The sequence below is a fragment of the Microlunatus phosphovorus NM-1 genome (assembly GCF_000270245.1).
GTDB classification, from domain to species: Bacteria; Actinomycetota; Actinomycetes; order Propionibacteriales; family Propionibacteriaceae; genus Microlunatus; species Microlunatus phosphovorus.
This window is the reverse complement of the sequence record NC_015635.1, coordinates 1,258,867-1,283,099: the sequence shown is the minus strand read 5'-3', so window position 1 is coordinate 1,283,099 and position 24,233 is coordinate 1,258,867. Positions and strand designations below refer to the sequence as shown.

Annotated in this window: 22 protein-coding genes and 1 pseudogene; 10 read left to right on the top strand and 13 right to left on the bottom strand. The window is 67.0% G+C overall.

Translation table 11 applies throughout. The features are described from left to right. The first annotated feature begins 44 nt into the window (after positions 1–44). Positions 45–707 (top strand): HAD-IA family hydrolase, encoded by a 663-nt coding sequence (locus MLP_RS05710; protein WP_013862068.1) that lies wholly within the window; start codon positions 45–47, stop codon positions 705–707. A gap of 209 nt (positions 708–916) precedes the next feature. Here MLP_RS05710 and rplQ read toward each other — a convergent pair whose 3' ends face one another. The 8 genes from rplQ to MLP_RS05670 form a co-directional block, all read right to left on the bottom strand. Then, on the bottom strand, positions 917–1,477 hold the full coding sequence (rplQ, locus tag MLP_RS05705; protein ID WP_013862067.1) for a 50S ribosomal protein L17: 561 nt from the start codon (positions 1,475–1,477) through the stop codon (positions 917–919). A 65-nt stretch (positions 1,478–1,542) separates the two neighbouring features. Continuing rightward, entirely contained in the window at positions 1,543–2,568 is a 1,026-nt protein-coding gene (locus tag MLP_RS05700) for a DNA-directed RNA polymerase subunit alpha (protein ID WP_013862066.1), read from the bottom strand. Between the two features lie 141 nt (positions 2,569–2,709). Then, positions 2,710–3,315, bottom strand: coding sequence for a 30S ribosomal protein S4 (rpsD, locus tag MLP_RS05695; protein ID WP_013862064.1), 606 nt, complete (start codon positions 3,313–3,315; stop codon positions 2,710–2,712). Between the two features lie 41 nt (positions 3,316–3,356). Continuing rightward, entirely contained in the window at positions 3,357–3,761 is a 405-nt protein-coding gene (gene rpsK, locus MLP_RS05690) for a 30S ribosomal protein S11 (protein WP_013862063.1), read from the bottom strand. Between the two features lie 51 nt (positions 3,762–3,812). Then, entirely contained in the window at positions 3,813–4,187 is a 375-nt protein-coding gene (gene rpsM / locus MLP_RS05685; protein ID WP_013862062.1) for a 30S ribosomal protein S13, read from the bottom strand. Positions 4,188–4,499: 312 nt separating this feature from the next. Next, positions 4,500–4,613 (bottom strand): 50S ribosomal protein L36, encoded by a 114-nt coding sequence (rpmJ, locus tag MLP_RS05680; protein ID WP_013862061.1) that lies wholly within the window; start codon positions 4,611–4,613, stop codon positions 4,500–4,502. 95 nt (positions 4,614–4,708) lie between these two features. Then, on the bottom strand, positions 4,709–4,930 hold the full coding sequence (gene infA / locus MLP_RS05675; RefSeq protein WP_013862060.1) for a translation initiation factor IF-1: 222 nt from the start codon (positions 4,928–4,930) through the stop codon (positions 4,709–4,711). A 262-nt stretch (positions 4,931–5,192) separates the two neighbouring features. Then, entirely contained in the window at positions 5,193–6,068 is an 876-nt protein-coding gene (locus MLP_RS05670) for a hypothetical protein (RefSeq protein WP_013862059.1), read from the bottom strand. Positions 6,069–6,208: 140 nt separating this feature from the next. On the opposite strand from MLP_RS05670, the gene MLP_RS05665 reads away from it, so the two are divergent. Beyond that, on the top strand, positions 6,209–7,081 hold the full coding sequence (locus tag MLP_RS05665; protein ID WP_013862058.1) for an AlbA family DNA-binding domain-containing protein: 873 nt from the start codon (positions 6,209–6,211) through the stop codon (positions 7,079–7,081). A gap of 7 nt (positions 7,082–7,088) precedes the next feature. Here MLP_RS05665 and MLP_RS26100 read toward each other — a convergent pair whose 3' ends face one another. Further along, positions 7,089–7,454, bottom strand: coding sequence for a DUF1707 SHOCT-like domain-containing protein (locus tag MLP_RS26100; RefSeq protein ID WP_013862057.1), 366 nt, complete (start codon positions 7,452–7,454; stop codon positions 7,089–7,091). Positions 7,455–7,608: 154 nt separating this feature from the next. On the opposite strand from MLP_RS26100, the gene arfA reads away from it, so the two are divergent. Both arfA and MLP_RS05650 read left to right on the top strand, forming a co-directional pair. Next, on the top strand, positions 7,609–9,135 hold the full coding sequence (gene arfA / locus MLP_RS05655; protein WP_013862056.1) for an arabinosylfuranosidase ArfA: 1,527 nt from the start codon (positions 7,609–7,611) through the stop codon (positions 9,133–9,135). Between the two features lie 9 nt (positions 9,136–9,144). Next, positions 9,145–12,210: an alpha-mannosidase gene (locus tag MLP_RS05650; RefSeq protein ID WP_013862055.1), complete on the top strand. Its 3,066-nt coding sequence runs from the start codon at positions 9,145–9,147 to the stop codon at positions 12,208–12,210. A gap of 123 nt (positions 12,211–12,333) precedes the next feature. Here MLP_RS05650 and MLP_RS05645 read toward each other — a convergent pair whose 3' ends face one another. After that, a complete protein-coding gene (locus tag MLP_RS05645) occupies positions 12,334–14,313 on the bottom strand; it encodes a SpoIVB peptidase S55 domain-containing protein (protein ID WP_172641543.1) in 1,980 nt (659 codons plus the stop codon). 174 nt (positions 14,314–14,487) lie between these two features. On the opposite strand from MLP_RS05645, the gene MLP_RS26095 reads away from it, so the two are divergent. After that, positions 14,488–15,159: a GAP family protein gene (locus MLP_RS26095; RefSeq protein ID WP_013862053.1), complete on the top strand. Its 672-nt coding sequence runs from the start codon at positions 14,488–14,490 to the stop codon at positions 15,157–15,159. Positions 15,160–15,492: 333 nt separating this feature from the next. Here MLP_RS26095 and MLP_RS28865 read toward each other — a convergent pair whose 3' ends face one another. Continuing rightward, entirely contained in the window at positions 15,493–15,801 is a 309-nt protein-coding gene (locus MLP_RS28865) for a DUF2249 domain-containing protein (protein WP_231851462.1), read from the bottom strand. 99 nt (positions 15,802–15,900) lie between these two features. Next, positions 15,901–16,311: pseudogene (locus tag MLP_RS28860) on the bottom strand (hemerythrin domain-containing protein); the annotation flags it as partial. Positions 16,312–16,420: 109 nt separating this feature from the next. Here MLP_RS28860 and MLP_RS05630 point away from each other — a divergent pair. The 4 genes from MLP_RS05630 to MLP_RS05615 all read left to right on the top strand — a co-directional run bounded on the left by MLP_RS05630 (position 16,421) and on the right by MLP_RS05615 (position 21,667). Continuing rightward, positions 16,421–17,128 (top strand): helix-turn-helix transcriptional regulator, encoded by a 708-nt coding sequence (locus MLP_RS05630; protein WP_231851420.1) that lies wholly within the window; start codon positions 16,421–16,423, stop codon positions 17,126–17,128. Then, on the top strand, positions 17,128–18,303 hold the full coding sequence (locus MLP_RS05625) for a hypothetical protein (protein ID WP_013862050.1): 1,176 nt from the start codon (positions 17,128–17,130) through the stop codon (positions 18,301–18,303). Before MLP_RS05630 ends, MLP_RS05625 begins: the two co-directional genes overlap by 1 nt. Next, entirely contained in the window at positions 18,300–21,041 is a 2,742-nt protein-coding gene (locus MLP_RS05620) for a multicopper oxidase domain-containing protein (RefSeq protein WP_013862049.1), read from the top strand. Before MLP_RS05625 ends, MLP_RS05620 begins: the two co-directional genes overlap by 4 nt. A gap of 194 nt (positions 21,042–21,235) precedes the next feature. Next, on the top strand, positions 21,236–21,667 hold the full coding sequence (locus MLP_RS05615) for a very short patch repair endonuclease (RefSeq protein WP_013862048.1): 432 nt from the start codon (positions 21,236–21,238) through the stop codon (positions 21,665–21,667). Here MLP_RS05615 and MLP_RS05610 read toward each other — a convergent pair. Continuing rightward, entirely contained in the window at positions 21,657–22,829 is a 1,173-nt protein-coding gene (locus MLP_RS05610) for a hypothetical protein (RefSeq protein ID WP_013862047.1), read from the bottom strand. The two genes, MLP_RS05615 and MLP_RS05610, sit on opposite strands and share 11 nt — an antisense overlap. 146 nt (positions 22,830–22,975) lie before the next feature. Here MLP_RS05610 and MLP_RS05605 point away from each other — a divergent pair, with 146 nt between their 5' ends. Beyond that, complete coding sequence (locus MLP_RS05605; protein WP_013862046.1) at positions 22,976–24,136, top strand: DNA cytosine methyltransferase; 1,161 nt, start codon at positions 22,976–22,978, stop codon at positions 24,134–24,136. The last annotated feature ends 97 nt before the right edge of the window (positions 24,137–24,233 follow it).

The following is a 24,233-nucleotide window of genomic DNA, read 5'->3' as shown; positions in this document are numbered from 1 at the left end:
TCCTCGAGTGGACGCGGCCCGGTGCTGTCCGGTGGAATGACGGCGTGACTGAGCTGACCGCTGCTGCCCTGCTGCTGGACCTCGACGGGACACTGCTCGACAGCACTGCTGCCGTGGAATCCGCCTGGCTACGCTTCGCAGACCGCGTCGGCGTGCCGGCAGATCGCGTCCGCCCGTTGATGCACGGCATCCCGGCCTGGCAGGTGATCGAGGAACTCATTCCGGGGCTGCCCGTTGCCAAACGCTCCCAGCTGGCCGAGGAGGCACTCGCGGACATGGCTCGAGCGGATGCGCCGGTGGTGTGGCTGCCGGGAGCACGGCAGCTGGTCGAGACGCTGAGCGCCGGTGGCGCTCGGTGGGCCGTGGCGACGAGCGGCAACACCCTGCTGGCGACCTCCAGCATGCGCAAGGCCGGCATGGCGCCCCCGCCGGTCTTTCTCACCAGTGACGATGTGTCGGTGGGCAAGCCGGATCCCGAGCCCTACCTGCGTGCGGCCGAGTTGCTCGAGGTCGCCCCCACCGACTGCGTGGTGATCGAAGACGCCCCAGCGGGTGTCGCTTCTGGTTTGGCCGCGGGTGCCACCGTGATCGGCGTGACCCACACCTATGATGCGAGCATCCTCGCTGGCGCAAACCCGCTGGTCGACGCCCTCCCCCAGGTCTCCGTGGACCCGGACACTCGGCAGATCACCCTCTATCTCGCCTGAGCAGGTCCGTTGAGAGTGATCCGAGAACGTCTTGCGCCCTCGGGCCAAGGACGACCGCGAGCCAGGCAGCAGGCGCGTACGCCTTCCGCCCCCGGGCCAACAACGACCGAGAACCCCGGCACAGCCGAAACGGCGCCCACCCCCGAAGGAATGGACGCCGTCCGTTCGTACAAGCCGGCTAGGCCGACCGGGAGAACCGGAGCCGAGACTCAGGCCTGCTTGTTCTCCTCGGCGGGCGACTCGTCGGCGCTGGCCGGCGACTCCGGGCTGTCCGCGGAATCAGCGCTGTCCGCGCTGGCCGCGGAATCGGCGCTCTCCGGGCTGGCGGGAGAAGCCGGGCTGGCCTCGGACACCGGGGCGGTGGCCGCAGCCGAACCGCCGACCGGAGACGGCGTCGCCTTCTTGGCGGCGACCGGCTCGGTGACGAGCTCGATCACTGCCATCGGGGCATTGTCGCCCTTGCGAGGGCCGACCTTGGTGATCCGGGTGTAGCCACCCTCACGGTTCTCGAAGGTCGGGGCGATCTCGGTGAACAGGACATGCACCACACCCTTGTCACGGACGGTCTTCAGCACCTCGCGCCGGGCGTGGATGTCACCCCGCTTCGCCTTGGTGATCAGCTTCTCCGCGACGGGGCGCAGGCGCTTGGCCTTGGCCTCGGTGGTGACGATCTTGCCGTGCTCGAACAGCTGGCTGGCCAGATTCGCCAGGATGATCCGCTCGTGAGCGGGGCTGCCGCCCAGGCGTGCGCCCTTGGCAGGTGTAGGCATCTCAGTTCTCCAGGTTTCTCAGGTGGGTCGATCCGAACTCGGTACTGCGCGGCCCGAGGGCGCGATCAGTACTGCTCCGTCTCGCTGTAGTCGGCGTCATCGTCCTCGTCGAGGTCGTCGTAACGACCGATGGCGCTCAGCGGATCGAAGCCGGGCGCGCTGTCCTTCAACGACAGGCCCATCTCGTGCAGCTTCAGCTTGACCTCGTCGATCGACTTGGAGCCGAAGTTGCGGATGTCGAGCAGGTCCTGCTCGCTGCGGGAGACGAGCTCGGACACCGTGTGGATGCCCTCCCGCTTCAGGCAGTTGTACGACCGCACGGTCAGGTTGAGGTCCTCCACGGGCAGGGCCAGGTCGGCGGCGAGCTGCTCGTCGATCGGCGACGGGCCGATCTCGATGCCCTCGGCCTCGACGTTCAGCTCACGGGCCAGACCGAACAGCTCGACCAGGGTCCGGCCGGCCGAGGCGACGGCGTCCCGCGGCTGGAGTGCCGGCTTGGTCTCGACGTCGAGGATCAGCCGATCGAAGTCGGTCCGCTGCTCGACACGGGTGGCCTCCACCTTGTAGGTGACCTTGAGCACCGGCGAATAGATCGAGTCGACCGGGATCCGGCCGATCTCGGCGTCGATGGCCTTGTTCTGGACCGCGGAGACGTAGCCACGGCCACGCTCGACGACCAGCTCCATCTCAAGCCGACCGTTCTCGTTCAAGGTGGCGATGTGCAGCTCGGGATTGTGCACCTCAACCCCGGCGGGCGGGGCGATATCGGCTGCGGTCACCGCACCGGCACCGGCCTTGCGCAGGTACATGGTGACGGGCTCGTCCTCCTCGGAGGAGACGACCAGGCCCTTGAGGTTCAAGATGATCTCGGTGACGTCCTCGACGACGCCCTCGATGGTCGAGAACTCGTGCAGGTTGCCGTCGATCTTGATGCTGGTCACCGCCGCGCCCGGGATGGACGACAGCAGCGTACGACGCAGCGAGTTGCCGAGGGTGTAGCCGAAGCCCGGCTCCAGCGGCTCGATGACGAACTTGGAGCGGTAGTCGGAGAGCACATCCTCCGACAGGGTGGGGCGCTGAGCGATCAGCATGGTGTTCTTCCTTCCCTGCGAGAACCGCTATTTGATCTCGCAGCACCGCACGCGTATCCGACGCGTACGGGTCTTGCTTGCCTCGCACACCGTCGGATGGGCACCGAACGAACCGGTGCCCATCGACCGGCGTACGAGGTCTTACTTCGAGTAGAGCTCGACGATCAGCTGCTCCTGGACGTCGATCACGATCTGCTCCCGAGTGGGCAGCTGGTGGATCAGGATCCGCATCTTGTTCGGCAGCGCGTCCATCCAACCCGGCACCGAGCGGTCGCCGTGGGTCTCCCGGGCGACGACGAGCGGGGTCACGTTGTGGGACTTCTCCTTGAGGTCGATCACGTCGTGCGGGCTGACCCGGTACGACGGGATGTTCACCTTCTGGCCGTTGACCAGGAAGTGGCCGTGCGAGACCAGCTGACGGGCCTGCCGACGGGTCCGGGCGAAGCCGGCGCGGTAGACCACGTTGTCCAGCCGGGACTCCAGGATCTGCAACAGGTTGTCACCCGTCTTGCCCTGCATCCGGTTGGCCTCTTCGTAGTAGCGGCGGAACTGCTTCTCCAGCACGCCGTAGGAGAAACGGGCCTTCTGCTTCTCGCGGAGCTGGAGCGAGTACTCCGACTCCTTGGTGCGGCCACGGCCGTGCACGCCGGGCGGGTAGGGGCGGCGCTCGAACGCCGTATCGCCACCGACCAGGTCAACACCCAGCCGACGCGACTTCTTGGTCATGGGACCGGTATAGCGAGCCATCTGTTTCTTGTGTCCTTACGTGTTTCTCTGGGCCGGGGTGACTAGACGCGACGCCGCTTGGGCGGGCGGCACCCGTTGTGTGGGACGGGGGTCACGTCGGAGATCGCGCCGACCTCGAGACCGACCGCACCGAGGGACCGGATGGCGGTCTCGCGGCCCGAACCCGGACCCTTCACGAACACGTCGACCCGCTTCATGCCGTGCTCCATGGCCCGACGGCCCGCGGCCTCGGCGGCCATCTGGGCGGCGAACGGGGTGGACTTGCGGGAGCCCTTGAAGCCGACGGTGCCGGCGGACGCCCACGCGATCACCGCACCGGTGGGATCGGTGATCGAGATGACGGTGTTGTTGAACGTGCTCTTGATGTGCGCCTGACCGGCGACGACGTTCTTCTTCTCCTTGCGGCGCACCTTCTTGGCGCCGGTATTGCGGCCTGCTGTAGCCATGCGTGCTCTATCTCTCCTGGTCTCTACTCGCGCTGATCAGCCGAGGCCGGTTCAGCGGGCCTTCTTCTTGCCGGCGACGGGCTTGCGCGCACCCTTGCGAGAGCGAGCGTTGGTCCGCGTACGCTGCCCGCGGACGGGCAGACCGCTGCGGTGACGACGGCCCTGGTAGGAGCCGATCTCGACCTTGCGGCGGATGTCGGCGGCGACCTCGCGGCGCAGATCACCTTCGGTCTGGTAGTTGGCCTCGATCCAGTCGCGGAGCACGACGAGCTGGTCCTCGGTCAGCTGGTGAACGCGAGTGTCGCCACTGATCTCGGTGGCGGCGAGAGTCTCCAGGGCACGGGTGTGGCCGATGCCGTAGATGTAGGTGAGTGCGACCTCGAGGCGCTTGTCGCGCGGGAGGTCGACCCCGATGAGACGTGCCATCAGGCGGTACTGCCTTTCGTAGCTGTCGGTCGGGCCCGGGACTGCCGGGGAGCCGCCGCGGAGGTGTCTGCGTGATGCGTCCCCGACCGTGGCTTCCCGGATCTGGTCCGGGCGGTAGGGCCCCGGCCTCCGACCGGGGGTGGACCCAAGCTGTTACGCCTGGGGTGCCATCACGTTGGTTGTCTATTCAGTTGTCTGTCGTCGTGACCGCAGTCAGGACGTACGTCGGACGACGCGCTTGCCGGTGACCTGTCGCGCAGGCGCCTCTTGCGAGGGCGACCTGAGCGGAACCCCGGCGGGCCTGGCCGGGGACTAGCCCTGGCGCTGCTTGTGCCGCGGGTTCTCGCAGATCACCATCACGCGACCGTGCCGGCGAATGACCTTGCACTTGTCGCAGATCCTCTTGACGCTCGGCTGGACCTTCATCGAGCTACTTTCTGACTCGGCCTCAAGCCCGCCCCAGCCTGCATGCAGGCTTCAGCGGAACTCGATGCGATGGTGGACATACGGGAAGGGCCGGCTCACTTGTGCCGGTAGACGATCCGTCCGCGAGTGAGATCGTAGGCGGAGAGTTCGACGACCACGCGGTCCGACGGAAGGATGCGGATGTAGTGCTGCCGCATCTTGCCGCTGATGGTGGCAAGCACCTTGTGACCGTTGGCCAACTCGACCCGGAACATCGCGTTCGGCAATGCCTCGACGACGGTCCCCTCGAGCTCGAGTGCTCCCTCTTTCTTCGCCATGAACTCACTTACTATCGACTACATACGGAAACGGACCACCGACGAAGTGGCCGACGGGCAATGCTAGTCCAAATGCTGAGCAGACCCAAATTGGCTGTGCTGGTCGTCACTCGCTGCTCCGCTGCGCGCCGATTGAATCCGTCTTCCCTCGTCGATCGCAGACAAAAAAGCGCGTCTGCTCTCTCCTCAGTCCAGACGGATCCGGGCGCTCCGCTGCGCGGTCGCTCGCGACGGGCTCGCTCGGCTGGCGCCTCGCTCGAAACTACGCGCCCTCGCGCTTCAACCTCTCTTCGTAGAGGTCGACGCTCTCGCGGAGGGCTTTGAGGATGTAGGGCGGGAACTCCATGCCGTTGCGGTTGGCCCACAGCAGTCGGGCTTCGAGTCGGCCGACCTCGCGGGCATACCCCTCCAGGTCCGCGTTCAGCCCCAGATCGACGATCACGCCGCCCATGTCCGCCTTGTAGCGGTCCATCGCATTGGTGCCGACCAGGTTGTACGACTTCTCCCGCATCAATCGCGCCACATAGAGCTGCCAGGGCTGGAGCACGTTGTCCTGGATCATCGCCGTCGCCGACATCTGGTAGAAGGCGAAGTGCCCCGGCTCCTGCTGCTTGATCGGGGTGATGATCGTCTCGGTGATGGCAGTCTCACCGAGCTCCTGCAGACCGGTGTTGATCTGGTTGTACGCCAGCACGGCCTGCCGCTCGGTGCTGGCCCCGGTCAAGAAGTAGAGCAGCTTGGCGACATCCTGGATGGCCGGCAAGTTGGCCAGCGCGCCCAAGATCTTGATCTTGAACGAGACCTCCAGGTGCGGCTCCGCGGCGGTCCGTCCGAGGTCTTGCTGGAGTCGGTCGAGGATCAGCCCATGCTGGATCTCCTGGGGCTGCCACACATCGGCGTAGAACGTCTTGTTGGTGTCGTCGACATCGGGGAGCAGACAGAGCAACTCCAACACATTGCGGTCGACCTCCAGTTCGACCCGCGCCAGATAGTCGATGACGTGCCCGAACTTCGCGGCGACCGCGCGCGGATCCTTGATCGTGCGGTCGACCGAGCCCAGCGGGATCGGCGGGTAGAGGTCGCCCAGCCGCTGGACGTGTTCGGCGATCTTTTGCTGCGTAATGGGTTGCCGCGGCATCAGCCCACTCTAGCCAAGGCAACCCGATCTCGGCTTCACAGCCTGTGTGGTTCCCACCACAGAATTTAGGTTGCCCTAACACAAGAACGGCCCGATGGGTAGGGGCAACCGGGACCGCAGGACAGGCTAGGGTCCGGCACGTGATCCAAGGACAACAGTCGGTCATCCTGGTGTCGCTCGCGCTGCCGGTTGTCTTGCTGACCGCGTACATTCTCGGCCGGTTGGCGCGCTGGCTGCTACGCGGTCGGGTCCGGCTGAGCACCAGCACGACGACCGTGCTGGCCGTCCTCGGCCTGTCCGGCGGACTGCTCGTCGCCGCGTTGCTCTTCGACAGCCCGCGGCTGTGGAGCCCCGGCGTGGTGCTGCTCGCCCTCGGCCTGACAGTCGTTCTGCTGGCCGGATTCGCCGCGCTGGCGAGCCGGTTGCAGCCTCCGGCGCCGAGCGCGGATCTCGCCGAGCTGATCCGGCGCGGCGAGTCCGATCGGCTGGAGTTCAAGTCCAGCGCGCGCTGGAATCTGCACACCCAAGCTCGCGATGACCGAATCGAACAGGTCATTGCCAAGACCGTGGCGGGTTTCCTCAACGCCGATGGCGGGACCCTGCTGATCGGTGTCAACGACAACGGCGAGGCTGTCGGCCTGGCAGCCGACTTCGCTGTGGTCAAGTCGCCGGATCCCGACCGGTTCGAGCTGTGGCTGCGCGACTTCCTCACCCAGGCCCTGGGCCAGAACGCCGCCGCACTGCCGGCCATCGGCTTCAGCGCCGTGGACGTGGCGGGCGCGAGCACCCACATCTGTCGGGTGACCTGTCCGTCCTCGCCACGACCGGTGTACGTCCGCGCGTCCAAGGGCCCGGCCAGCACGGAGCTCTGGGTAAGGACCGGCAACTCGACCCGGCAGCTGAAGGTGGACGAGGCGGTCGACTATGTGATGCATCGCTGGCCGCTCGGAGCCGGTGCCAACCTGGCGGCCCAGCTGCGAGCCGCCGCACGAGGCGCCGGCACCGCCGACTGAGGCGGATCTACAGCAGGATCACCAGCAGGATCACGATCAGGATCACAGCACCGATCAGCGCTCCCCCAGTGACCAGTGTCAGCTTGCTGCCGTCCCGCGCCGTCGTGAGTTCGCCAGGCTGACCGCCATTGCTGACCACGATCTCCGGCGCTGCGTACGTCTGGAGCGGGGGCAGGCCCTGCACGACCGGGATCAGCTCGCCCAGCCGATGGGCTCCGAACAGCGTGTCGAGTCGCGCGCGGAAGTCGTCCTCCCCGATCTTCCCAGCCGAATAGGCGTCATTCAGCTGCCTGCTCAGTTGATCACGCACCTCGTTGGTGACCGGCGCGTCGGGAGTGCTCCGGTAGGGCGACGAGATCGGCAACTCACTCACCTCGCCCAGCGTAGTGCCTGCAAGATAGGGATCTGATTGCAGAGACGTCCCCAGATCTGCTCGATCTTGTCGGATCTGCACTACCTACAGATAGAGCGAGACCGACAAGCTCGAGCAGATCGCCAGACCCAGGATCACACCCAGGAGAGCGCCCGTGCCCGCCGCCCGTCTCGTCCTCGATGCCGCGTACGCCGTGGCGCCGGTCCCCCGTCGACTGTTCGGCTCCTTCGTCGAGCACCTGGGTCGCTGCGTCTACACCGGTATCTACGAGCCCGACCACCCCAGTGCTGATACCGACGGACTGCGGACCGACGTGCTCGAGCTGACTCGTGAGCTCGGGCCGACCGTCGTCCGCTACCCCGGCGGCAACTTCGTCTCCAACTACCGCTGGGAGGACGGCATCGGTCCCCGCGACCAGCGACCGACTCGGCTGGACCTGGCCTGGCACTCGATCGAGACCAACCAGTTCGGGTTGCACGACTTCCTCAGCTGGACCAAGAAGATCGGCACTGAGCCGATGATGGCGGTCAACCTCGGCACCCGCGGGCTGCAGGAGGCCTGCGATCTGATCGAGTACGCCAACCACCCCGGTGGCACCGCGTGGTCCGATCGGCGAATTGCCAACGGCGCGGCTGATCCGTTCGGCGTCAAGCTGTGGTGTCTGGGCAACGAGATGGACGGACCGTGGCAGGTCGGTCACAAGACCGCAACCGAGTACGGCCGGCTGGCCAACGAGACCGGCAAGGCGATGCGGCTGGTCGACGGCGACATCGAATTGGTGGCGTGCGGTTCGTCGAACTCCTCGATGCCGACCTTCGGCGCCTGGGAGTCGGAGGTGCTGGAGCACTGCTACGACACCGTCGACTACATCTCGCTGCACGCCTACTACGAGGAGCAGGGCGACGACGCCCTGTCCTTCCTGGCCAGCGCGGTCAACATGGACCGCTTCATCGAGTCGGTGGTCGCGACCGCGGATGCCGTGCGGGCACGGCTGGGCCGGAAGAAGCGGATCAACCTGAGCTTCGACGAGTGGAACGTCTGGTACCAGCAGCGGTTCAGCGGCGATGGTCCCCAGCCCGCCGGCATTCCCTGGGAGAAACATCCACGGCTGATCGAAGATGACTACACGGTCACCGATGCGGTGGTCGTCGGGACGCTGCTCAACTCGCTGCTGCGGCACGGCGACCGGGTCACGGTTGCCTGTCAGGCTCAACTGGTCAACGTCATCGGACTGCTGCGCTCCGAGCCCGGTGGCGAAGCGTGGAAGCAGACCATCGCGTACCCGTTCGAGCAGGTGCGCCGGCTGGCGCGGGGGCAGATCCTTCAGGTGGTGGGCGCCTCGGACCTGTTCGACTCCGCGGCCTACACCGACGTACCGCTGGTCGATGCGACCGCGACCTATGACACCGAGTCCGGTCGAGCAGCGCTCTTCGTGGCCAACCGAAGTCTTACCGAGACCGCCCGGCTCGAGGTGGACCTGCGCGGGATCGGCGGCACCTCAGTACTGGCCGCAACCACCCTGCATGCCGGCGCGGGACAGGACCGGCATGCCACCAACGCGGTCCAGCACGATGCGGTCGTGCCCGTGCGGTTCGATGATCACACGGTACGAGACGGCCGCCTCACCGCCAGATTGCCGGCCCTCTCCTGGACCGTCCTCGAACTCCATACCTCCCGATAGGCTCCTCAAGTGCATGATCATGGCGATCTTCTGACCCAGCGGCTCGACCGTTTCGTACGCGATCACCTCACACCGGCCCTCTATCGCGAGCGCCGTCCGCTGACCCTGCTGGGCTGGTCGGTCCCCGACGAACCGGTGCCGTTCGAGGAGGCTGCGGCGGCGACCTACCAGCCGGTCGAGATCGGATCCCGGTGGGGACGGCCGTGGTCGACACTGTGGCTCCGCGCCCAGGGCACGGTGCCCGCGGAGTGGCGGGACGTCCCCGGCACTCGGATCGAGATCGATATCGATCTCGGGTTCACCGGCGGACCGGGCTTCAACGCCGAAGGGCTGGCCTGGCGTACCGACGGCACGATCATCAAGGCGATCTCGCCGGACAACCGCTGGCTGCCGGTCGACCTATCGGCCTCACCGGCAGATGGGGACAAGATCGACTTCTATCTGGAGGCGGCCGCCAACCCCGACGTCGGCGCGACGATGTCCCGCGGCGCCTTCCAGCCCACCCTGCTGGGCGACAAGGCGACCGCCGGCGACGACCCGCAGTATGAGCTGCGCGCTGTCGACGTCACCCTGCTGGACGTCGGGGTCTACGAACTGCTGCGCGACATCTGGTCCCTGCGCGGCCTGATGGGGCAGCTGAGTGCGACAGATGCCCGCCGGTACGAGATCCTGCACGCTCTCAGCCGGATGGTGGATGTGGTCGACCCGACCGATGTCGCCGGCACCACTGACGCCGGCAGGGAGCAGCTGGCCGAGGTCCTCGCAGCCCCAGCTGCCGCCTCGGCTCATCGGATGGTCGCGGTCGGCCACGCGCACATCGACTCGGCGTGGCTGTGGCCGCTCCGCGAGACGGTACGCAAGGTGGCCCGGACCTGGAGCAACGTCGCCGACCTGGCCGACCGGCACTCTGACTTCGTGTTCGCCTGCTCCTCGGCGCAGCAGTACCAGTGGATGAAGCAGCACTACCCCGCTCTGTTCGAGCGGATCAAGGGACTGGTCGCTCGCGGCCAGTTCGCGCCGGTCGGCGGCATGTGGGTCGAGTCGGACACCAACATGCCCGGCGGCGAGGCCATGGCCCGCCAGTTCGTGGCCGGCAAGCAGTTCTTCCTCGACGAGTTCGGGGTGGAGACCGAGGAGGTCTGGCTGCCGGACTCCTTCGGCTACTCCGCGGCGCTGCCGCAGATCGTCGCCGCCTCCGCATCGCGCTGGTTTCTCACCCAGAAGATCTCCTGGAACCAGGTCAACCGGATGCCGCATCACACGTTCTGGTGGGAGGGCATCGACGGCACCCGGGTCTTCACCCACTTCCCGCCGGCGGACACCTACAACTCGATCGTCTCCGGGGAGGAACTCGCCCGCGCCTCCCGGCAGTACGCCGAGAAGGGCGCGGCCAACCTGTCGCTGCTGCCGTACGGACACGGCGACGGCGGCGGCGGCCCCACCCGCGAGATGATCGCCGCCGCCCATCGCACGGCGGACCTGGACGGCTCACCTCGAGTTGAGCTGTCGACTCCGCGCGACTTCTTCTCCCGCGCTGAAGCGGAGTACGGCAACGCACCCGTCTGGCGGGGCGAGATGTATCTGGAGCTGCACCGCGGCACCCTGACCAGTCAGCTCAAGACCAAGCAGGGCAACCGGCGCAACGAGCACCTGCTCCGCGAGGCCGAGCTGTACGCGGCCACGGCCGCGGTCCGAACCGGCTACGACTACCCCTACCAGCGGCTCGCCGAACTGTGGGAGTTGTTGCTGCTGCACCAGTTCCACGACATCCTGCCCGGGTCGTCGATCGCCTGGGTGCATCACGATGCCGAGCGCAATCATGCGGCCATCACCGCCGGGGCAACCGCAATCATCGAGGAGGCGTTGGCGGCGCTGGTCGGCCCCGGGGAGGGGCAGATCCTGGTGAACGCTGCCCCGCACGGTCGCGACGGCGTACCGGCTCTGGGGGCGGTCGCCCGCACCGACCTGCCGACCGTCGCACCGGCCACGGTGTCCACGATCGATGGCGACACCGGCAGCCGGATCGTGCTCGACAACTCGATCGTGCGTGCCGTCATCGACGCTCACGGTCAACTGGTCTCGCTGGTCGAGCACGCCACCGGACGAGAGGCGCTGGGTCCCGAGCAGCCGTCGAACGTACTGCGACTGCATCGCGATGAGCCGGCCAACTGGGACGCCTGGGACATCGACGAGTACTACCGACGTACCGTGCTCGAACTCGACGAGGTCGACTCCCTGACGGTCTCCGAGACCGACGGCGCCGCAACGGTGACCACCGTCCGGCGTACCCCTGCCGGGTCGGTGATCGAACAACGGATCGTGCTTGCCCCGGGCGCGGAGGCCGTCCGCATCGAGCACGACATCGACTGGCACGAGCAGCAGAAGCTGCTCAAGCTGGTTTTCGGCTTCGATGTGCATGCGAATGAGGTGGCCGCCGAAACACAGTTCGGCCACCTGTTCCGGCCGACGCACACCAACACGTCCTGGGAAGAGGCGAAGTTCGAGACGTGCGCGCACCGATTCGTCTGGGTGGGCGAGCCAGGCTTCGGAGTGGCGGTGACCAACGACTCCACGTACGGGTTCGGCGCCCATCGGCACACTCGCGCCGATCGCGGTACGACCACGACGGTGAGCCTGTCGCTGATCCGGGCGCCGCTCTATCCCGACCCCGACGCAGACCAGGGCGAGCACACGTTGACGGTGTCTGTCAGGCCCGGGGCCGCGATCGGCGATGGCGTCGAGGAGGGCTATCGGACCAATCTGCCGCTCCGGTCAGTTCAGGGCGGACAGGGCTTCACGCCGCTGGTCACCGTGGACAACCCGGCCGTCGTGGTCGAGTCGGTCAAGCTCGCCAACGACCGCTCGGGTGATGTCGTGGTTCGGCTGTACGAGTCTCTTGGTGCGCGCGCCTCCGCCCGGGTGCAACTCGGCGACGGCGCCTCCGCGGTCGTCGCGACCGATCTGTTGGAGCGCACCGGCACGTACGGGGTTCGCGATTGCGGCACCCTCGTCGACGGCGTGGCTGACTTGCGGTTGCGTCCCTTCCAGTTGGTCACCCTGCGCTTCACCCGCTGACCGGCCACCGCGCTCCCCGCCCCCAACGCAGATCTGCTCGGGTTCGTCGGACTTGCTCCATCTGTAGATAGAGCGAAGCCGACGAACCCGAGCAGATCGTGGGTTGAGGTAGCGGTGACCCGGCTACTTCTTCTTGACCTTGATCACGATGACCTTCTCGCCGGTCACCGGCGCAGCCGCGAAGGTCCTCGCATCACCGCTGAACTCACCCTCGTCGTTCTCGCCGAAGTCCAGGTCGGCACGCACCACGTTGTTCTTCGGCGGTGACGTGATGTCGGAGATGATCGAGTTCAGACTGCCCTCGGACTCATCGCAGTCCATCAGCAGACAGCTGAGGTCCTCATCGTCCAAGAAGCTCGATGATCCCGCGGAAAGACCGCCCTGAACCGTGATGGTTCCGATCTGCTTCGCATACCGCTTCGCCACCTTCAGATTCAGCACGACATTCCTGTCGACGGTGCTCTGGTAGCCACGCATCGTGACCCGCACCTTCAGCTTCGCCTTCGGCTTCACCGTGATGGAGGAGACATTCTTGTACTTGCCACCATTCACCGAGACGGCGAGCTTGGTGATCCGATACCGCTCGTACGCCGACTTCACCGAAGAATTGAAATCAACACTGGTGATCTTGACCGGCTCGTACTCGTTCGAGAGCAGTGCGTCGACCGCATCGGCAGCCTCGATCGCAGGATCGATGGTCGGATCACCGAGATCGGACCACATGTCGCTGCGGGACACCGAGAACGCTTTGCCACCGGCCCGAGTGCCCTTGATCGTCCAGGAGGAGGTGGCGAGCCCCTTGCCCCACTTGTCGAACGTCGAGTCGTAGTTGGCCCACAACCCGTACACGGTCGCCGCGGCCGTGTATTCCGGCACCGCGGACTCCGTGGTGCCGGTCCGCGACTTCCCGTTGTCGAGGTTGGTGATCTTCGACTTGATCGGGGTCGTCACCGGGCCGCTGCCGATCGTGGCTCGGATGGCGGCCAACCGGTCCTGGTCGACGATGCCGAAGTTCTCGCCGAGATTGGCCATCTTGAAGGAACCATCGGCTCCGTCATTCATGATCCGCAACGCGCTCGCGTGGTTCGCGCCGTAGCTCACCTTGCCAGCGAAGTCCATCGGATGACCAAAGGCCAGCACCTTGTCGCCACAGACAGCTGTGGTCGTGCCAATGCCCGCAACCGTGAGGTCGCCGTAGATCTGCACCGCGGCGAAGTTTCCTCCGGGCACGGGGGCAGTCGGCACCGCCGACGAACTGACCGGCTTCCCGCCGCTGGCGCCCCGGTAGGCGATGAAGGAGCGGCCCGATTTGTCGAAGGTCTTCTGCAGGCTCGCCAGGCGCTTGTCGCTCAGCCCGCTCACCGACACCGGAGTCGGCAGCTTCTCCAGCGAACGAGGAATCGCCGCCGTAGCGCGAGCCTCCGCGGCCTGACGCTGCCCAGCGCTCAGCGTCACCTTGTTCTTGGCGGCACCCTTGGTCTTCGCCTGGCCGGCTGTCGGCGCGTTGAGCAACTCCATCATGTCCGTCGCGGGGGTGAGTCCACCGATCGGCGACGCCGACCAGGTGAATCCGTACGAGATCGCACCCAAGAGCTTGCCGTCGACATACACCGGCGATCCGGACATACCGGCCCAGATGCCATTGGAACCGATCACATTCTGGCTCGGGAGATCGGAGACCTCGATCATCACCAGGTCACGTCCGGCACCGATCCCATCTGGGATGACCGCAAGCACTTCCACCTTGAACGACTCGGGCGTAGTGCCCTTGACCACCGTCCAGCCCGTGCCGACAACCGGCTTTCCATCGGCCAGATCCTGCTTGACGTCGGCGATCGAGACCGGTGTCGGGCAGGGATCTTCAGCCTGGGCCGTGACCCGCTTTGTGGTGTCCGGCTGAGCGTAGGCGGGCGTCGCCAATGCACCTGCCCCTACGACGAACGCTGCTGACAAGGCGACGGCTGCACGTCGTCGCCGCGAGGCCGATCGGTCTCCCAGTTTCACGCTTCCAGTCCTCTCTGACTTGATAAATCCGAATCGACAGCGCCGCCGGTCGGCACTCGATTGCCGGACACTAGCCTGTAGGAGGGTCCTGCGCGACAAGAAATACGACGATCGGAGATAACAATCCTCTCGGAGGCAATCTGAAGGGTGAAATTCCATCGACAACACCCACGACGGGCAGGAGCCAACTATCTGCATTAGTCACCTGCTCGCTGGTCAGTCACCATAGCCAGTTGGCCGCTGCAGCAGGCGCAAGGTCTCTAGGATCATCCGATGACTCTGTCGGCCTTCGTGGCGCACAGCCTTCCGCTCGTCCTGCTCGCCGCCGTCAGCCCAGTGCTCTTCCTGAACGCCTCGCGCGTCGTCGAGTCGGCAGGAGCCAAAGCAGGCGCCTTCTTTGCGGCCGGCGCAGCCTGTTGCCTGCTGGCTCTCGGCGTCCCCGCGATGGGGCTGATGGGCGCGGCCACGTCGCAGAAGATCACCGCTGAGCTCACCTCTCGCGGTGTTGACCTGGTGCTTGCCGCAGTGCTGATCGGGTACGGCGTACAGCAGCTCGTCAAGAGCCGTCGACCGCATTCCCCGTCGAAGACGTCGGGTGCCAGCCAGGACGCTGCGCTGCCCAAAGACGGCCGCGGACTGTTCGCAGCCGGACTGCTCGGCATGATCACCAACTTCACCACCCTGCCGCTGTTCCTCAGCGTTGCCCAGCGACTCGGTGCCGTGTCGATCGACTGGGCACTCCGGAGTCTGTTGCTGATCGTGGTGATCGCGATCGTGGTGACCCCGACCTGGCTCCCGATGCTGTTGCACGCGATCGCGCCAGCCAAGTCCGGACTGAGCCCACAGCTGCGGGCCCGGATTCAGCGGGCCACCCAGCAGATCTCCATCGGCGCCTGCTTCCTCGGCGGCGCAGTGATCATCTGGCATGTGTTCACGGCGCGCTGATCGCCCGACCTCGCGGATCTTTAGGCGCAAGACCCACGGCAGGTGTGGATAGCGGTGCAGAAGTTCGGGCGCCGGAGTGCGAGCGGCTGGGATCGCCCGCCGGCGTGCTGAGGAGGAGAGGAGAGGCGTCTTTTTCCTCTCCGAACGACGACGAAGTAGCCGGGCTCGAAGGGCGATCCCAGCGAGCACGACCATTCAGCCGGAGTGCGAGCGGCTGGGATCGCCCGCCGGCGTGCTGAGGAGGAGAGAGGAGAGGCGTCTTTTTCCTCTCCGAACGACGACGAAGTAGCCGGGCTCGAAGGGCGATCCCAGCGAGCACGACCATTCAACCCGTCAAGCGGCGCGGGTCAGGGAGAGCCGCCAGGCGTCCGGGCCCTGCTGCAAATAGGCGACGTCGAAGACTCCGGGCCAGCGCTGGCCGATCTGGTTCAGCAGCGGCAGCGGATCATGCGGCGCGACCAGCACGACGCCACCACCGGGTGACACCGACTCGAGGGCACCGAACACGGTCGCATGCCGGATGACATGCGGGACACTCCGGACGTCCAGTTCCGGCAGACCCGAATCATCGGTCTCCCCGCACGCGCAGGTGTGTCCACCGCAGCCGCCCGCCTGGCTCTGCTCTTGATCATGGTCGCCCACGGCGTCGGCTGCTGAGGCATCTGCCGCACCGAGCAACTCGTGCATCCCGCCCAGCAGTTCGGCCACCGAGACCGAGGGATCGCCGGCCAACAGCGGCAGCAGGAGCGAATTCTCCTTGTCCAGATGGGATTCGAACACCGTCCGCAGCGCGACGGCCGTGGCCGCCGCAGTGACCGGGTCGGCCGCCGTTCGCAGGTCCTGGACCAGCTGAAGGATCAACCCGTGCTCGGCCAGCATGCCCTCCACGAGCAGCCGGCCAGTGAGGTTCGCCAGGCCCGAGGGATAGAGCGCCCCCTCTTCGGCGAGCGCGTGCGGCAGCAACTCGCGATCGCACCAGGCCACCAGATCCCGGCGGGCTGCCTCTGCGGCGGCGGCATCGGAGCGCACGGCTTCGGCGAGCACGGTGTCGACCGCGAGGCGGAGCGCACCAGCCATGGCTGCATGGTGCTGTTCGACCGCTTCGGCCGCGCGCGCATCGGCCTCGGTCGAGGCAAGGAGAAGCTCGGACATTGTGGTCCCTTCTGAGGTCATCACTCTGTGTTGATCAATCTGGGGTCGTCTGGCACTGCGGTCACCCGCCGTGTGGATTCTTGATCAGGATTTTACTACAGTAAATTCCGTGAAAAATAGCGGCGACGTCGGTGCTCGGTCACGACGTCCCGGCTACGGTCCCGTCGCCGGCTCGGGCCTGTCTGCAGCACGATTGTCGGCCTCCCGCTCCGCGCTGCTGGCCACGCTCCGCGACCAGACCGAACCGGTCACCATGGCTGCTCTCGCCGCCTTGTCGGGGCTCCACGTCAACACGGTGCGCGAGCACCTCGAGGCGCTGACTCGGTTGGGGCTCGTTCATCGGCACGCTTCCGCCCCGAACGGACGCGGTCGGCCGGCGTGGCTGTATCTCGCTACCGGCGCGGAGGGGGCGCCCTCGGAGTACGCCGGACTGGCCGCCGCGCTGGCAGCCACGATCCACCGCACGAGTGACACCCCCACCGAGGACGCAGCCGAGGCCGGCGAAGACTGGGGCCGCCGGCTGGCGGACGAGCGCGGGGCGCGGCCCGTTGCGGACGCCACGACGGCTCGCGGAGAGGTGGTGGACCTGCTCGACGAGCTGGGTTTCGGCGCGGACTCCGACCCCAGCAACACCGTCGTGCGACTCACTCGCTGCCCGCTGCTGGCAGCCGCTCACCAATTCCCCGACGTCGTCTGCGGCGTCCACCTCGGCCTGGTTCGCGGCGCATTGACCGCGTACGGGGCCGATACTCAGGGCACCGACCTAGTGCCGTTCGCCGAACCAGGCGCCTGCCTGCTGCGGCTGGGGTCTGCCTGATGGATCGCGAGGCCTCGCTGGCCCGGGTCGTCCCCGGCACCCGCTCCAGCGCCACCACGCTACGCCGGCTGGTCTTCCTGCTCCCGGCCGGAATCGCCATGCTGGCTGGTCTCGACGCCGCCCTCCTGCTGCTCGGCCTCCCCGCTCCGGTCACGACCGATCGGCTGCCCGACATCCATGGTGTGCTGCTGGTGCTCGGTTTTGTCGGCACCCTGATCGCTCTCGAGCGAGCGGTCGCCGCCCGACGCCGGGCCGGGTTCGCCGCGCCGGCCTTGCTCGGTCTGGGAGCGCTGACGTTGATCTCCCCCGCTCCGCTGCTGGTCGGGAAGATCTTGCTGGTGGCCGGTACGGCTGCCCTGACGTTGCTCTATCTGCCGCTCTGGCGGCGACAACGCGATCCCGCCGTCCTGGTCCAGTCGCTCGGCGCAGTCGCGGCAACCGGCGCGGCCGTGCTGTGGCTGGGTGGCGTACCCGCTCCGCTACTGCTCCCCTGGCTGGCGGCCTTCGTGATCTTGACCATCAGCGGCGAGCGACTCGAGCTGGCCCGGCTGGCGATGGGACCACGGGCCGGCACGGTGCTGGTGTTGCTGGCCGCCGGCATCCTGGTCGCCATCGTCGCCGCCCTGCTCTGGCCCCGAGTTGGGACGCCGCTGCTGGGTTTGGTGCTGACCGTACTGACCGGATGGCTGGCTTGGCACGACGTCGCCCGCGCCACGGTGCGCAGTGTCGGTCTACCGCGACTGGCGGCGGTCTGCATGCTCGCCGGCTATGCCTGGCTCGGCATCGCGGCAGGCATTTGGCTGATCGGCGGGCCGGCGGTCGACGGCTATCGCTACGACGCGGTCGTGCACGCCATCTTCCTCGGCTTCACCATCTCGATGATCATGGCTCATGCGCCGGTGATCCTGCCTGCCGTGCTGCGCCGTCCCTTCCCCTATCACGCTGTGCTGTATGTCCCGGTAGTAGCGTTGCAGGTCTCGCTGATCGCTCGAGTGTGGATCGGCGACGCGCTCGGTCAGCAGCAGGCCTGGCTGATCAGCGGCGTGCTCAATGTCCTTGCCCTGTTGAGCTTCCTGGTGATCGCCGTGTTCCTGGTCGGGCGTGGGAAGCAGGTCCCGACGAGTTCCCCGGGTGCCAGGTCCTCGAGCGGCAAGGTCTCGGGTGGCAGCCGATGAGCACCCTGCTCCCGCCGAGTCCCAAGCCGCCGACGACCTCGAGACGCAAACGCGGTTTCCGACCGCTGGTCGACCTTCCGGTGCTGACCTGGCTGGCCGCCGCCGTCATGGTGGCGCTGATCCACCCGCTGGTCCCCGCACCAAGATGGCTGATGCTGCATCTGGTGCTGCTGGGAGCGATCAGCAACGCCATCGTCGTGTGGAGCAACCACTTCACTCATACCCTGCTGCATGTAGCCGACGAGGATCGCCGCGGCGAACAGGTGCGCTTGAGCTTGCTCAACGCCGGGGTGGTCGCCGTCGTCGGCGGGGTCCTCTCGGAGATCTGGTTGATCACCTTGCTCGGCGCCACCGCCGTCGCGGTCGCGGTCGGCTGGCATGGCTGGACCCTGGCACGCCTGCTCCGCACGACATTGCCGGCCCGGTTCGGGCGGAGCGTGCGCTACTACATTGCGGCGGCCTGCTTCCTGCCTGTCGGGGCAGTCTTCGGGGTGCTGCTGGCCCGCTCGCCGGAAGAGCCCTGGCATGCCCGGCTGGAGCTCGCGCATGCCGCGGTCAACCTGCTGGGCTGGATCGGTCTGACCGTCATCGGCACCCTGATCACCCTGTGGCCGACCATCCTGCGGACCAGGATCAGCGACCGAGCCGAGCGAGACGCCGCCCGTGCGCTGCCGGTGCTGGTGGTGGCGATCGGTGCTGTGGTCGCCGGGGCGCTGGCCGACCAGTCGATGGTGGCCGCTGCCGGACTCGCGATCTATCTGTTGGGGGTCGGACTGATCGGGCCGTCGTTCGTCGACACACTGCGGCGCCGTCCGCCGACGACGTTCCCCGGCTGGTCCGTGCTGGTCGGTGTGATCTGGCTGGTCGGCTGCCTGATCGCGCTGACGGTGGGAATCGGCACTGCCTCGTCGTGGACGGCGGCCGGATCGGCGCTGACCTGGTTGACGCCCTATCTCGCCGTCGGCTTCGGGCTCCAGGTGCTGTTCGGCGCCTTGGCCTATCTGGTGCCCGTCAAGCTGAGCCGCGGACCGAGTCGCGTACGCGCCCTCAATGCGGTGATGGATCGTGGCGGGCCGTTGCGGATTACCGTGACCAACGCCGGGCTGCTCGTCTGTGTGTTGCCGGTGCCGAGCGTGGTCCGTGTACTCGCCTCGATGATGGTCATGGTCGCCCTGGTGTCCTGGCTGGTCCTGTTCGTGATCACCGTCAAGACCGCCCGACGGCTGATGCGAGCTGAGCCGGGTGCACCGAGTGTGGCAGCTGCGCCCGGTGTGGCGGGTACGCACGCGGGGGCACACACCGGCCGGCCGGCCGGGCAGACCGCTGGCTTCGCCGCGTTGGGCCTGGCCCTGATCGTGCTGGCGGTGGCGACCGGCGTCGCCGTGGACCCGGCCGCCGCCGGTGCGGGGTCAGGCGCGACCACCGCTGCTGACGTGCAGCCCACCGGCCAGGTGACCACAGTGGACGTCACGGCCCAAGGCATGCGGTTCGAGCCCTCGACCATCACCGTGCCCGCCGGGAACCGGCTCATCATCCGGCTGACCAACACCGACACCGACGTACACGATCTCGTCCTGGACACCGGCCAGCAGAGCGGCCGACTGGCGCGTGACGGCACCGCGACCATCGACGTCGGGGTGGTCGGGCGGCCGATCGAGGGCTGGTGCTCAATGCTCGGTCATCGCCAGATGGGCATGGTGCTGCACATTCAGGTGACGGGTCTGCCTGCCTCCGGTGGATCGGAGTCAGACCGCATGGAGTCAGGTGCGCCGCGTGCGGACGACCATGAACACGCGACCAACCATGGAGGCTCCACCCATCCGGAGGACTCGACGGGGGACGACTCACCCAGCGCAGCCGACGACCTCGACTTCATGGCCAAACCGCCGGCCGATTTCACGGCTCATGACGCCGTGCTGCCGCCACTCGGCAAGGCCAAGGTGCACCGGCGTACGTTCACCGTCCGCGATGTCGTCAGCGAGGTGGCGCCAGGCGTCAAGCAGGCGCAGTGGACCTACGACGGGCAGGCGCCCGGACCAGTGCTGCACGGCCGAGTCGGCGACGAATTCGTGATCACCCTGGTGAACCGCGGCACGGTCGGGCACTCGATCGACTTCCACGCCAGCGCGCTGTCGCCGCAGAAGCCGATGCGCACCATCGCGCCCGGGGAGTCGTTGGTGTATCGATTCCGGGCCAAGCGGGCCGGGATCTGGATGTATCACTGCTCCACGATGCCGATGTCGGCGCACATCGCCAGCGGGCTGTTCGGCGCCGTGGTGATCGAGCCGCCGGACCTGCCGAAGGTCGACCGCAGCTATGTGCTGGTCCAGTCCGAGCTCTATCTCGGTCCCCAGGGCGGCTCCGCCGATGCCGCCAAGCTCCAGGCCGAGCGACCTGATGCGGTGGTGTTCAACGGGTACGTCAACCAGTACGATCACCGCCCGCTGACCGCCAAGGTTGGTGAACGAGTCCGGATCTGGCTGCTCGACGCCGGGCCGAACCGGCCCAGCTCTTTCCACATCGTCGGTGCTCAATTCGACACCACGTACGCCGAAGGCACTTACCTGCTTCGTGGTGGACCCGGCGGTTCTGGTGGCGCCCAGAGTCTGGGCCTGCAGGCAGCGCAAGGTGGCTTCGTCGAACTCAGCTTCCCGGAAGCCGGCGACTACCCCGTGGTCTCACACCTGATGATCGACGCCGAGCGGGGTGCGCACGGGCTCGTCCACGTCACCCGATAATCGGTGTCACTCGATCGCTCATCGAGAAGTAGGTTCTGGGGCAAAATCGGGGTTGGCACCGCTAGCTACTTCTCGCGAGCTGCGCGGCTGCCTGGTGATGAGTGACGTGGCGCCAAAGCCACTTCAGTCGTCTACAGCCCAGGGGCGGTGGCCGCCGACTGCGTGGTGGTCGCTCTGAGGCGTAGCCTCAGGATGTGTACCAGTCCTGGGCATCCAGCTCGGCGGCGCGCAAGACGATGCAGGGCAACCACGGCCGCGACACCAAGGCGGAGATCGCGGTACGCCAGCTGGTTCACGCCCAAGGTCTCCGATATCGAGTCAACGCCCAGCCGGAGGCAGATCTGCGTCGCACCGCCGACCTGCTGTTCACTCGAGTGCGGGTCGCCGTGTTCATCGACGGCTGCTACTGGCACGGCTGTCCGGAGCACTTCACCATGCCGACGACGAACTCCGACTACTGGAGCACCAAGATCGGACGCAATCAGGCGCGCGATCGGGAGACGACCTCCCGGCTCGAGGATCGCGGCTGGCTCGTGTTGCGATTCTGGGAGCACGAGACACCCGCAGCCGTCGCAGAGGAGATCGGCCGGCTGGTCCGGGCGAGGCGTGCGGCGGTCAGCGGCTGAGCGCAGGCAGGGTGTCTGTCCAGTCGTCAGTGATGGTCTGGATCGGGGCGAGCCGGTCAGGGAAGTCTTTGTGCCGGGCCATGTCCGCAGTACGTCCGAAGCGGAACTTCCAGCGCCCCGTGGGCGAGAACAGACAGGCGGCGACAACGTCGAATCCGTCGGCCGGATAGAAGCGGGACGCCGGGTCGCCCTTGGAGGCACGGGTCTTCTGCACCTCGACCTTGAACGCGCCACTGGCGGATGTCTTGGGACTGGCGTTCTTGCATTCGACCCGCAACACCGTGCCGTCGTCGAGGGTGACATCGAAGTCGTGCATGGCGTCGACGTCGAGCCGCTCTACGGAGGCGATACCGGGCGCGCCGGTCAGCTGCTGCTCCAGGTGGTATTCAGCCACCCCACCGCGTACGGCGACAGAGAGCCGGTTGCGACCGCTGATGATGTCGAGGATCTGCTCGCTGGTCAGCGCGAACTGGTCCTCAAGCGTATGCCGCCTTGACAGCTCAGCCGGCTTCATGGCACCGATGCTGGCCGCGGTGACGTATCGCAGTGCCGGGTCCAGCCGCAATGAGGAGGCGCGACGCTCCAACCTGGCGTAGTCGAGGAGCCGGTCGGGCGTGAACGCCACGACGGTCTCCAGATTCGTAGGCGAGCGCGCCTCGGCTCGCTTGGTGCCGCCACGGTTGACTTTCTCCCAGACATGCCAGCCGACGCTCTTCGCCCGCTCGATCTCGGCGCTCTTGGCGTAGAAGGAGATGCCCATCGGCAGCGGGTCCCACAAATTGGCGTCAAGCCCGAGGATCACGCCGTCGGCGAGGTCGATGCCGAGGATCATGGTGACGTCGACGCCGGCGATGTCACGGCCGACAGGATGCTCCCGTTCCCAGCTCTCCTCAGAGCCATAGCGGAGCTGCCCGCGGACCTCATCCGCCGGCCTGCCTCTGGTCTTCACGCTCGTTACTCGAAAGGGGTAGACCAGCATCCCGATCCGCTCGTCGGAGTCCAGCTGCACGCCGAGATAGACCGGCGCCCGGCCGGGATCGCTGGCATAAAGGACACGGCCACCGGAGGCTTCGACGGCACGTACGAGGAAGGCGTGCAGATCTCGGCCCCGCACTCGATAGACCTCGCCGAAGGCGCGTCCGGCGAGCAACCGTTCCTCCACGAGCCTCCCATCGGTGCTGAACGCGCTGACTGCTCGCTCACCACTGGGGTGTCAGTGGCCTGCGTCAGACTCGTCCCGACGATACTGGTCGAGCACGCGCAGCCCGCAGGATGGGTGATGTGCGTCCAAAGGAATTGAGGTGACAGATGGGTGAGCGGCTTCCGGTGGTGAGCCTGTTCTCCGGGGCAGGCGGGCTCGACCTCGCCGTCGAGCGGGCCGATGCCGAACCCTTGGCACCCGGCGATCCTGGCAGCGGCCTGCTGCGGGTGTCCGTCGCGACCGACTACAACGACCCTGCTCTGAAGACTCTCAAGGCCAACTTCGGTGACACCAGGACGCTCACCGGCGACATCCGAGCGGTCTCAACCGAGGAGATCCTGGCCGCCGCCGGGCTGCGGTCCGCGGAACCGGTGCTCGTCGTCGGCGGCCCGCCGTGCACCCCATTCAGCAAGTCGGGCTTCTGGCTGGAGCAGAAGCGCGAGAGCCGCGACCCCAACGCCTCCCTGCTGGACGAGTACGTGCGCGTGGTCCGTGAGTCTCAGCCGGAGGCGTTCATCCTGGAGAACGTGCAGGGTCTGACCTACAAGACCCACACCGCGCAGTTCGAGCGCCTCCTCAAAGGCCTCGGCGAGTTGGGCTATAACCCGCAATGGAAGGTGCTGCTCGCCGCCGACTATGGCGTCCCCCAACTGCGCCGTCGCGTGTTCGTCGTCGGCCGGCGCGACGGGGAGCGGTTCGAGTTCCCCGAACCCACCCACTCCGGCTGGAGCGAGCACACCCGCACCTTCGACACGAGCAAGATCCCACATGTCACTGCGGCGCAGGCGTTCGAGGGACTGCCCCGACTTGTCCGAGCGTCCGAGGACGAGATCGTCGACGGCAACTACGGCGAGCTTGCGGCCGAGGTCCCGCCCGGCCAGAACTACCTCTGGCACACCGAGCGCTACGACGGCCGCAACCACTTCGAGTGGCGCAGCCGCTATTGGACCTTTCTGCTCCGCCTCGATCCCGATCGACCCTCCACCACGCTCCAGGCCCAGCCTGGCCCGTGGGTCGGTCCGTTCCACTGGGAGAACGTCCGCACGGCCTCCGGTCGGGAGCGTGCTCGGCGACTCCGCGTCAACGAGATGCTGCGGCTGATGTCCTTCCCCGACGACTTCACCATCGACGGCACCCGCGCCGACGTGCAGCGGCAACTCGGCAACGCCGTCCCGCTGGAACTCGGTAAAGCGGTGGTTTGCGCGCTGATGAGTCAGCTCGGGTATCTCGACCGCGCAGGCGCAGGTCGCGCCGTCGTGTACGCCTGATTGACCGGTTAGTTGCAGCACCGAGGTCCGTTGGCAGGCCGCTTTCGCCACCAGCAACTGTGGGGACTTTGCCAGCCTGCCGGTCAGAGGGACCGCA

What these genes read in the sequence shown, in the direction of transcription:
- MLP_RS05670 (WP_013862059.1), bottom strand. Translation starts at nt 6,068, where the DNA reads ATGCCGCGGCAACCCATTACGCAGCAAAAGATCGCCGAACACGTCCAG.
- MLP_RS05620 (WP_013862049.1), top strand. Translation starts at nt 18,300, where the DNA reads ATGAGCACCCTGCTCCCGCCGAGTCCCAAGCCGCCGACGACCTCGAGA.
- rpsD (WP_013862064.1), bottom strand. Translation starts at nt 3,315, where the DNA reads ATGGCTCGCTATACCGGTCCCATGACCAAGAAGTCGCGTCGGCTGGGT.
- rplQ (WP_013862067.1), bottom strand. Translation starts at nt 1,477, where the DNA reads ATGCCTACACCTGCCAAGGGCGCACGCCTGGGCGGCAGCCCCGCTCAC.
- infA (WP_013862060.1), bottom strand. Translation starts at nt 4,930, where the DNA reads ATGGCGAAGAAAGAGGGAGCACTCGAGCTCGAGGGGACCGTCGTCGAG.
- rpsM (WP_013862062.1), bottom strand. Translation starts at nt 4,187, where the DNA reads ATGGCACGTCTCATCGGGGTCGACCTCCCGCGCGACAAGCGCCTCGAG.
- rpsK (WP_013862063.1), bottom strand. Translation starts at nt 3,761, where the DNA reads ATGGCTACAGCAGGCCGCAATACCGGCGCCAAGAAGGTGCGCCGCAAG.
- MLP_RS26095 (WP_013862053.1), top strand. Translation starts at nt 14,488, where the DNA reads ATGACTCTGTCGGCCTTCGTGGCGCACAGCCTTCCGCTCGTCCTGCTC.
- MLP_RS05625 (WP_013862050.1), top strand. Translation starts at nt 17,128, where the DNA reads ATGGATCGCGAGGCCTCGCTGGCCCGGGTCGTCCCCGGCACCCGCTCC.
- MLP_RS05605 (WP_013862046.1), top strand. Translation starts at nt 22,976, where the DNA reads ATGGGTGAGCGGCTTCCGGTGGTGAGCCTGTTCTCCGGGGCAGGCGGG.
- MLP_RS05700 (WP_013862066.1), bottom strand. Translation starts at nt 2,568, where the DNA reads ATGCTGATCGCTCAGCGCCCCACCCTGTCGGAGGATGTGCTCTCCGAC.
- rpmJ (WP_013862061.1), bottom strand. Translation starts at nt 4,613, where the DNA reads ATGAAGGTCCAGCCGAGCGTCAAGAGGATCTGCGACAAGTGCAAGGTC.